General features: G+C 61.9%; 8 protein-coding genes. 5 read left to right on the top strand and 3 right to left on the bottom strand.

Annotated elements, in window-relative coordinates:
* Window positions 1-1,408, top strand: a 1,408-nt coding sequence (dsbD, locus tag AYR66_RS03375) for a protein-disulfide reductase DsbD (RefSeq protein WP_088709576.1), incomplete at its 5' end; no start/stop codon positions are given.
* Between the two features lie 28 nt (window positions 1,409-1,436).
* Here dsbD and AYR66_RS03370 read toward each other — a convergent pair.
* From AYR66_RS03370 to yihA, 3 genes are all read right to left on the bottom strand, one after another.
* Window positions 1,437-2,534, bottom strand: coding sequence for a magnesium transporter CorA family protein (locus tag AYR66_RS03370; protein ID WP_088706349.1), 1,098 nt, complete (start codon window positions 2,532-2,534; stop codon window positions 1,437-1,439).
* A gap of 69 nt (window positions 2,535-2,603) precedes the next feature.
* Window positions 2,604-3,617, bottom strand: a complete 1,014-nt coding sequence (gene hemB / locus AYR66_RS03365; RefSeq protein WP_088706348.1) for a porphobilinogen synthase — start codon at window positions 3,615-3,617, stop codon at window positions 2,604-2,606.
* Between the two features lie 196 nt (window positions 3,618-3,813).
* The gene (gene yihA / locus AYR66_RS03360) at window positions 3,814-4,512 is read right to left on the bottom strand and encodes a ribosome biogenesis GTP-binding protein YihA/YsxC (RefSeq protein ID WP_088706347.1); all 699 of its coding nucleotides are present in this window, start codon (window positions 4,510-4,512) and stop codon (window positions 3,814-3,816) included.
* Between the two features lie 158 nt (window positions 4,513-4,670).
* Between yihA and AYR66_RS03355 the strand changes: the two genes are divergently transcribed.
* The 4 genes from AYR66_RS03355 (at window position 4,671) to AYR66_RS03340 (ending at window position 9,110) form a co-directional block, all read left to right on the top strand.
* On the top strand, window positions 4,671-5,327 hold the full coding sequence (locus AYR66_RS03355; RefSeq protein WP_088706346.1) for a c-type cytochrome: 657 nt from the start codon (window positions 4,671-4,673) through the stop codon (window positions 5,325-5,327).
* Window positions 5,328-5,400: 73 nt separating this feature from the next.
* Window positions 5,401-7,473 (top strand): cytochrome c biogenesis protein ResB, encoded by a 2,073-nt coding sequence (locus tag AYR66_RS03350; RefSeq protein ID WP_088706345.1) that lies wholly within the window; start codon window positions 5,401-5,403, stop codon window positions 7,471-7,473.
* Window positions 7,474-7,491: 18 nt separating this feature from the next.
* Entirely contained in the window at window positions 7,492-8,643 is a 1,152-nt protein-coding gene (ccsB, locus tag AYR66_RS03345) for a c-type cytochrome biogenesis protein CcsB (protein ID WP_088706344.1), read from the top strand.
* 83 nt (window positions 8,644-8,726) lie between these two features.
* The gene (locus AYR66_RS03340) at window positions 8,727-9,110 is read left to right on the top strand and encodes a COG4315 family predicted lipoprotein (RefSeq protein ID WP_088709575.1); all 384 of its coding nucleotides are present in this window, start codon (window positions 8,727-8,729) and stop codon (window positions 9,108-9,110) included.
* The last annotated feature ends 5 nt before the right edge of the window (window positions 9,111-9,115 follow it).

Raw genomic sequence — 9,115 nt, 5'->3', positions numbered from 1 at the left:
CGGCTTCACGCTCCGCTCCACAGGCCAGGGCTGCGCGGACAAGGGGCTGTGCTATCCGCCGATGGAATCCGTGGCGAAGCTGTCTACCAGCGGCGGTGCGGCGTCAGTGTCGATGGCCGGCGGCGCGCAATCCGCCGGAGCAGCAGCCGACTCGGAAATGGGCCGCATCGAGGCTTCCCTGCAAAGCGGAAAATTGCTGGCGATCCTGCCGCTGTTCCTGCTGCTCGGGATTGGACTCGCCTTCACGCCGTGCGTGCTGCCGATGGTGCCTATCCTGTCCTCGATCATTGTCGGTGAAGGCACGGACGTCAGCCGCGGCCGGGGATTTGCGTTGTCGGTTGCCTATTCGCTGGGCATGGCGCTCGTCTACACGGTGCTGGGTGTTGCGGCGGGCCTTGCCGGCGAGGGGCTGGCGGCGGCGCTGCAGAATCCTTGGGTACTCGGAGCATTCGCGGTATTGATGGCGGTGTTGTCGCTCTCCATGTTCGGGGTGTACCAGTTGCAGGTGCCGGCCTCGATCCAGGCCAGACTCGCGGACGCATCGGGGCGACAGTCTGCCGGCAAGATGGCGGGCGTTTTTGCGATGGGCGCGATTTCGGCCCTGATTGTCGGGCCATGCGTCGCGGCGCCGCTCGCGGGTGCGCTTCTGTACATCAGCCAGACACGCGACGTGCTGATCGGCGGCAGTGCATTGTTCGCAATGGCAGTCGGCATGAGCGTGCCGCTGATGCTGGTCGGTGTTTCCGCAGGCGCCTTGCTGCCGCGTGCAGGCGCGTGGATGGAGTCGGTGAAATTCTTCTTCGGCGTGCTCATGCTGGGGCTGGCGATCTGGATTGTCACGCCGGTGATTCCGGGCTGGGTACCAATGGTCGGCTGGGCGGTGCTGGGTATTGGCTATGGTGGCTATCTGCTCTGGAAGTCGCGCAAGGCTGGCAAGCTTGCGGGCCTGGTGTTCGCCGTATTCGGGCTGGTGCAGCTGGCGGGCGCGGCTACCGGCGGACGCGATCCGCTGGCGCCGGTTGCCCACCTGACCGGCAGTGTCCACAAGACGGACTTCAAGCGGGTCAAGTCGGTGGCGGAGCTGGATGCCGTGCTGGCGCAATCGGCCGGCAAGACGGTCATGCTGGATTTCTATGCTGACTGGTGCGTGTCCTGCATCGAAATGGAAAAGCTGACCTTCTCCGACCGGCGGGTACGTGATCAATTCGCCAATATCGTCCTGCTGCAGGCCGATGTGACGGCCAACAACGCCGACGACAAGGAGCTGCTCAAGCGCTTCAGGTTGTTCGGCCCGCCCGGCATCATCTTCTTCGACAAGCAGGGGCGCGAGATCCAGGGGGGGCGGGTGATCGGCTTCCAGAATACGGAGAAGTTCCTGAATTCGCTCTCGCTGGTTTCCAGCTTCTGATCAAGGCGCCCCACACGGGGCGCTTTTTTTATCGGTCGTTGTCTTCGAGATAGCGCTTGCGCCAGAAGAAGACGAGCAGGATGAGCACGATGACGGCCATCATGCCCATGGTGATCCAGAACCCCGCCTCATCCTTCAGCAAGGGCATGACGGTGAAGTTCATGCCGAAGATGCCGGTGATCAGCGTCAGCGGCATGAACAGTGCTGTGATCACCGTCAGCGTGCGCATGATTTCGCTGGTACGGTGGGCCATCGCCGAGAAGTGAATCTGCACCGCCGACTCAATGCTGGATTCCAGGCGCTGCGCATGGTTGAGCACGCGGGTGATGTGTTCCATCACATCGTTGACGCGTACCAGGATCAAATCCTTGCCGCGGCTGTTGTCCGAGCCATCGATGGTGTCGACCAGGTAATCACGCAATTCCTGCAGCGCGTCGCGCTGGCCTTCGCACAGGTGGTCCAGCTTGCGCAATTCGATGCGCGCGTCGAGCAGCGCGTTCCAGTCATTGAACGGGCTGCGCGGATTGAGCAGGGCGCGCTGCCAGCGGTCGATCTGCGTGGTGAGCGGCTGGCGCAACGCGAGGTACTGGTCAACCATGGCATTGAGCATGCGCAGCATCAGTTCCTCGGGCGAAGACGGCGGCCGCAGTGCGTGCGGGGCGCCCTCGCGGCGCGTCTTGAACTCGAGCAGGCGGGCACGGGTTGCTTCGATGGTCCTGCTGTTAGGCGCATGCACGGTGACCAACGCTCGATCCAGCAGCAGGAAGGCCACGGGCTTCGTGGCCAGCTTGGTCAGCGCGGGGGGAATCTTGCGTTTCGGCGATGCGCCGGACTCGGTTTCCTCCGGCATGCCGCTGCCGTCAAGCGCCAGCTTGCGGAACACCACCATCGCGTAGTCTTGCGTGGAGTCGAAATAGGACGGGTGGCTGAGGTTGACCACATCCGTCAGGTGCGGGTCATAGATGTGCGCCCCCGTTGCATGTGCAATGGCGTCGCGCCATGCCGTCGGATCGGCCGCTACTTCGTCATGGGTGACGTCGATCCAAAGGTAGCCTTGCGCTGGCAAGCCGGAATCGGCGTGCTCGAGCTGGGTGACGTGGCTGCTGCTGACGTGGAAGATGTCCATGTGCGGATGGTTCGCCTTGCACGTAATGAAACCGGCCCTTCGGGAGGGCCGGTGCCGGGGGAGGTAGGATCAGAGCTGCTTGAGCTTGCGCGCGATGTCGCGTGCAAAGTAGGTCAGCACGCCGTCGGCGCCGGCGCGCTTGAAGGACAGCATCGCTTCCATCATCGTCTTGTCATGGTCCAGCCAGCCGTTCTGCGCTGCGGCCTTGATCATCGCGTACTCGCCGCTGACCTGGTAGGCGAAGGTCGGAACCTTGAACTCGTCCTTCACGCGGCGGACGATGTCGAGGTAGGGCATGCCCGGCTTGACCATTACCATGTCCGCGCCTTCGGCCAGGTCGAGTGCGACTTCGCGCAGCGCTTCGTTGCTGTTCGCGGGGTCCATCTGGTAGGTGCTCTTGTCGCTCTTGCCGAGGTTGCCCGCCGAGCCGACCGCATCGCGGAAGGGGCCGTAGAACGCCGACGCGTACTTCGCCGAGTAGGCCATGATGCGCGTATGGATGAAGTGGTGCGATTCCAGTGCGGCACGGATGGCACCGATGCGGCCGTCCATCATGTCGGACGGCGCCACGATGTCGACGCCTGCTTCCGCCTGCGCCAGTGCCTGTTTGGTCAGGATGGCGCTGGTTTCGTCGTTGAGCACATAGCCGTCGGCATTGATCACGCCGTCCTGGCCGTGGCTGGTATACGGGTCGAGCGCGACGTCGGTCAGGATGCCCAGCTCGGGGAAGCGCTTCTTCAACTCGCGCACGGCGCGCGGCACCAGGCCTTCCGGATTGACCGCTTCGATGCCGTCAGGCGTCTTGAGGGAGGAATTGATGACCGGGAACAGCGCCATGACAGGGATGCCGAGCGACACACATTCTTCCGCCACGCCCAGCAGCAGGTCCACGGACAGGCGCTCGACGCCGGGCATGGATGCGACCTTTTCCCGCTGGTTCTCGCCGTCGAGGATGAAGACCGGGTAGATCAGGTCGGACGGGGTGATTACGTGCTCGCGCATCATGGCGCGCGAAAAAGCGTCCTTGCGCATGCGGCGCATGCGGACGGCGGGGAAATGGTTCGGCGACAGGTTCTGTGACATGGCAATTAATGGAAAATGGGGATGCGATGAATGAATTGTATAAATTCCTGAAACTTTTCGTGAGGCGACTACTCATAGCGATAGGTGTTCATTCACCTCCCGCTTCTCCTCCCTGAGCGGGGCCTATCGTGGCATTAGCGATATGGCGTTACTACCCTGGAGATCTTCCCCTTTCTCCAGGGTTTTTTTTGCCCGTTCATTTCTCAACGGTATCATCCCCAGCCGCAGGGTCTCCGGTCAAGGAAAGCAGATCAAGGATCTTGTCATTTGCTTCGTCCAGCCCGATCCGCTTCAACGCCGAGAACAGCTGCACCGAGAACGGGAGCGGCTGGCCTTGTTCATCCACATAGCTTTGCAGCACGCTCTTCGCCTGGCGCAGCGCATTGGTCGAGTCGTTGCGGTTGAGCTTGTCGGCCTTGGTCAAAAGACAATGTACCGGCTTGCCTGTCGGTGCAAACCACTCCAGCATCTGCACGTCGAGGTCGGTGAAGGGCCGGCGCGCATCCATGATCATCACCAGGCCGGCGAGCTGTTCGCGGCTTTGGATGTACGTGCCGAGCAATTCGTTCCAGTGATTTTTTGCTTCCCCCGGCACTTCGGCGTACCCGTAGCCCGGCAGGTCGACCAGCAGGGCGCGGATTTCGTCGACCCTGGTCGCATCCTTGCGGTGCTGCCCGACATGGGCGCCCCCGATCGAGAAGTAATTGATGTGCTGCGTGCGGCCCGGCGTCTTGGACGCGAAGGCCAGGCGCTTCTGGTTGCACAGGATATTGATCGCGGTCGATTTGCCGGCATTCGAGCGGCCGGCGAAGGCGAGCTCGGGGACTTGCGTTTTTGGCAAATCGCGAAGGTGGTTCACGGTGGTGAAGAAGCGGGCTTGCCAAAGAAGGGACATAGGGAGGGGGAAAAATGCTGGAAAGTAGGAGGGAATGCTTGAAAGCTATTGTACAATAAGGGGTTATTGTGTTGTTGCGCCGCAAAAGCACAACGCACTTTACTTTGAGCTCTGCCGTTGGCCAGAATTTTAAAATATCAAGTCCTCAGGGTGTTTGAATGAACCGTGTGTTTTCCCCGTTTGTGAAGTCCTTGTTTGTCGCGATGCTGGCGGTATCCTCGATCGCTTATGCAGAAGAACATAAGGCGCCCGCGGCTGATGCCGCCAAGGGTGAACAGCTGTACGGCAGCGGCGACGCCGCCCGCGGCGTGATCGCTTGCGTGGGCTGCCACGGTCCGGCAGGCAATTCCACCATCACGCAAAATCCGAAGCTGGGCGGCCAGCATGCAGCGTACGTCGCCAAGCAGCTCGCCGACTTCAAGTCCGGCCAGCGCAACAACCCGATCATGGGCGGCATTGCCAAGGGCCTGTCGGATGAAGACATGAAGAACATCGCCGCGTTCCTCGACAAGCAGGAAGCCAAGCCGGGCGCAGCGAAGAACAAGGACACCGTTGAAGCCGGCAAGAAGATCTACCGCGCAGGCATCGCCGAGAAGAATGTCCCGGCATGCGCAGGCTGCCACGGCGCCAGCGGCGCAGGCATCCCGGCCCAGTTCGCACGTCTCGCTGGACAGCACCAGGATTACACGACTGCACAGCTGACCGCGTTCCGCCAGGGCGCGCGCAAGAACAGCGTGCAGATGGTGACCATCGCCAAGCGCATGTCCGACGATGAAATCCAGGCGGTTTCCGACTACATCGGCGGCCTGAAGTAAGTCCGGCAGCCGTATAAAATACGTGGAGGGGGTGGCAGATGCCACCCCCTTTTTCATTTCCAGGCACAGATTCATGGACGCAAGCACCTCCGGATTGCAACTCAGGACGAAGCGCCGCTGGCTGGCGGATACCGTCGAGCTGATTTCATCGATGCGCTTCGCGATCAGCCTGCTGACGCTGATCGCCATCGCTTCGGTCATCGGCACCGTGCTCAAGCAGAACGAGCCGATGCCGAACTACGTCAACCAGTTCGGGCCGTTCTGGTTCGAGGTTTTCAACAAGCTCGGCCTGTATGCGGTGTACTCGGCGTGGTGGTTCCTGCTGATCATGGCCTTCCTGGTGGTCTCGACCACGCTGTGCATCGTGCGCAACACGCCCAAGATGCTGCGCGACATGCGCAGCTGGCGCGAGAACGTGCGCGAGCAGTCGCTGCGCAATTTCCACCATAAGGTCGACTGGCATTCCGCCAAGCCGATGGATGCGATGGCGCACGACCTCGCGCGCCGCATCGGCGACAGCGGTTACAAGTCGCTGACCGTGCCGAAGGGAAATGGCGTGCTGATCGCCGCCAAGCACGGCGCCGCGAACAAGTGGGGCTATATCCTCGCGCACAGCGCCATTGTCATCATCTGTATCGGCGGCCTGCTCGATTCCGACCTGCCGATCCGCTTCCAGCAATGGTTCAACGGCAAGACGCCGTTTGCCGGCGCCGGCCTGATTTCGGACATTCCTCAGAAGCACCGCCTCGGCGTCGGCAATCCGACTTTCCGCGCCAACACCTTCATTCCCGAAGGCGCCACCAGCAACACCGCGATGATTCCGCAGCAGACCGGCATGCTGGTGCAGGAGTTGCCATTCTCCATCCAGCTGAAGAAATTCATCATCGAGCATTACTCGACCGGCATGCCCAAGCTGTTTGCCAGCGAGGTCGTGGTGCGCGATAGCGAAACCGGCAAGACCTTCGAAGCGACGATCAAGGTCAACCAGCCGCTGATCTACAAAGGCATTGCGGTATACCAGTCGAGCTTTGACGACGGCGGCAGCCGGCTCAAGCTGAGCGCGCATCCGATGGCGGGTGCGCAGGACGCGTCCTTCCCGCTGGCGGGCGAGGTAGGAGGCAGCACGCCGCTCGGCACTGGCGATTACACGGTCGAGTGGTCGGGATTCCGTGCCTTCAATGTCGAGAACATGGCGCAGGCAGGCCAGGACCTGCGCGCCGTCGATCCCGGCAAGGGTTTCGCAGCCGGCATCGGCAAGCAGCTGGGTTCCGCTGCAAAGAACGCCAACAGCAAGGACCTGCAGAACGTCGGCCCCAGCGTGCAATACAAGCTGCGCGACAAGACGGGACAGGCGCGCGAATTCCACAATTACATGCAGCCGGTCATGCTGGATGGCGATTATGTCTTCCTGACAGGCATGCGCGATTCGCCGAACGAGCCGTTCCGCTACCTGCGCATTCCGGCGGACGATAACGACACCGTGGTCGAGTGGATGCGCTTGCGCGCCGCGCTCCACGTCCCCGCGCTGCGCGAAGCGGCGGCAAAGCGTTATGCCGAGCACGCGATGCCGGACGGGAAGGAGCAGCTGCGCGACCAGGTGCGCGGCTCCGCCCTGCGCGGCCTGGAAATCTTTGCCGGCAGCGGCGAAGATGCGGGCTATATCGCGGTGACAAAATTCCTTGAGCAGATTCCGCAAGCGGAGCAGCAGAAGGCGGCCGATATCTTCCTGAAGATCCTGAACGGCACTTTGTGGGAGCTGTGGCAGGCCGCGCGCGAGAAGGACGGGCTCAAGCCGATGGCGGCGGACGAAAAGCACCTGCGTTTCCTGCAGGCGGCGATGAATGCGCTCTCGGATGCCAACTTCTACGGCGCGCCGGTCTATCTGCAACTGCGCGAGTTTGAGGAAGTCAAAGCTTCCGTGCTGCAAGTCACGCGCTCGCCCGGCAAGAATGTCGTGTACTTCGGCTGCCTGCTGCTGGTGCTCGGCGTGTTCGCAATGTTCTACATCCGCGAACGCCGGCTGTGGATCTGGCTGAAGCCCGATGCAGACGGACGCACGCATGCACTGATGGCAATGAGCACGCAGCGCAAGACCCTGGATTTCGAAAAGGAATTCGAAACATTGAAAGCGCAAATTCAAAAGTAGGCGCTGTCGGAGAACATGATGGAACTCGCACAATCCCAAACCTACCGGCCCCGTCCGGGCTATTTCAAGCGCCTGTCGATGGTCGACTGGCTGTACGGTGCCGCGCTGCTGGCCGGCGCGTTGTTCGCGTTCAACCGCTTCGGCGCGTACATGGACGTGTATGAAAAAGGCATCCTGCTGCTGTCCGTTCCCACCTTTGCCTGGCTAGGCTGGCAATGGAAACAGGTGCGCTGGCTGATGGCGGTGCTGGCGGCGCTGGCGCTGGCCTCGATTTCGCTCTACGGCGGCGCGCTCAATGCCGCCGAGACGAAGTTTTTCCTCAAATACGGCTTATCCAGCCAGTCGGCGATCCTGTGGATGAGCACGCTGTTTTTCCTGTCGACCCTGTTCTACTGGGGCGGCCTCGCGACACGCTCAGAGTTTGGCAGCGCGGTCGGCAGCAAGCTGTGCTGGGCCGCGGTCGTACTCGGCTTCACCGGCATGCTCGTGCGCTGGTACGAGTCCTACCTGGTCGGGACCGACGTCGGGCATATCCCCGTGTCCAACCTCTACGAAGTCTTCATCCTGTTCAGCCTGATCACGGCGCTGTTCTACCTCTACTACGAAGAGCATTACGCCACGCGCCAGCTCGGCGCCTTCGTGCTGCTGGTGATTTCCGCCGCGGTCGGCTTCCTGCTCTGGTACACCGTCAGCCGCGACGCCGCTGAGATCCAGCCGCTGGTGCCGGCGCTGCAAAGCTGGTGGATGAAGATCCACGTCCCGGCCAATTTCGTCGGCTACGGCACTTTTGCGCTGGCGGCCATGGTCGCGCTGGCCTACCTGCTCAAGCTCAAGGGCATCCTCGCCGACCGTCTGCCGGCGCTGGAGCTGCTGGACGACGTGATGTACAAGGCGATTGCCGTCGGCTTCGCGTTTTTCACTATCGCCACCATCCTTGGTGCGCTGTGGGCGGCGGAAGCCTGGGGCGGATACTGGTCATGGGATCCGAAGGAAACCTGGGCGCTGATCGTCTGGCTCAACTACGCCGCCTGGCTGCACATGCGCCTGATGAAGGGCCTTCGCGGCCAGGTTGCAGCTTGGTGGGCCTTGGCTGGCCTGCTGGTCACGTCGTTTGCCTTCCTCGGCGTCAATATGTTCCTGTCCGGCTTGCATTCTTACGGCCAACTGTAAATCCATGGAATAAATCCTCGCCGGCATTGGTTTACCGCATGTGCTGCAGCCGCAGCACGACAACCAGCCCAAGCGAGGATTCCATGAAACTGTCTCCCCTGTTTTCCCTGCCGCTGCTGGCGCTCGGCCTGCTCGGCTGCGCCGGCATGGCGACCGCCCAGATGCCAGCTACCGCCAAGGACGGCATGCTCACCAATAGCGCCGGCATGACGCTCTACACCTTCGACAAGGATGCTGCCGGCAGCGGGAAGAGTGCGTGCAATGGCCCGTGCGCCGCTAATTGGCCGCCGCTGATGGCCAAAGACGGCGACAAGGCGTCGGGTGACTACAGCGTCGTGACGCGTGACGATGGCGGCAAGCAGTGGGCGTACAAGGGCAAGCCCCTGTATCTGTGGGCCAAGGATACGAAACCAGGTGACAAGACCGGGGACGGGGTGAACAATGTCTGGCACGTAGCCCACCCGTAACCGCA

This window comes from Noviherbaspirillum denitrificans (assembly GCF_002211445.1).
Taxonomy (GTDB): domain Bacteria; phylum Pseudomonadota; class Gammaproteobacteria; order Burkholderiales; family Burkholderiaceae_D; genus Noviherbaspirillum; species Noviherbaspirillum denitrificans.
This window is presented reverse-complemented; position numbering and strand designations above follow the sequence as displayed.

Bases quoted from the DNA above. Each gene is read 5' to 3' on its own strand.
- AYR66_RS03355 (WP_088706346.1), top strand. From the start codon at position 4,671: ATGAACCGTGTGTTTTCCCCGTTTGTGAAGTCCTTGTTTGTCGCGATG.
- yihA (WP_088706347.1), bottom strand. From the start codon at position 4,512: ATGTCCCTTCTTTGGCAAGCCCGCTTCTTCACCACCGTGAACCACCTT.
- AYR66_RS03350 (WP_088706345.1), top strand. From the start codon at position 5,401: ATGGACGCAAGCACCTCCGGATTGCAACTCAGGACGAAGCGCCGCTGG.
- hemB (WP_088706348.1), bottom strand. From the start codon at position 3,617: ATGTCACAGAACCTGTCGCCGAACCATTTCCCCGCCGTCCGCATGCGC.
- AYR66_RS03340 (WP_088709575.1), top strand. From the start codon at position 8,727: ATGAAACTGTCTCCCCTGTTTTCCCTGCCGCTGCTGGCGCTCGGCCTG.
- ccsB (WP_088706344.1), top strand. From the start codon at position 7,492: ATGGAACTCGCACAATCCCAAACCTACCGGCCCCGTCCGGGCTATTTC.
- AYR66_RS03370 (WP_088706349.1), bottom strand. From the start codon at position 2,534: ATGGACATCTTCCACGTCAGCAGCAGCCACGTCACCCAGCTCGAGCAC.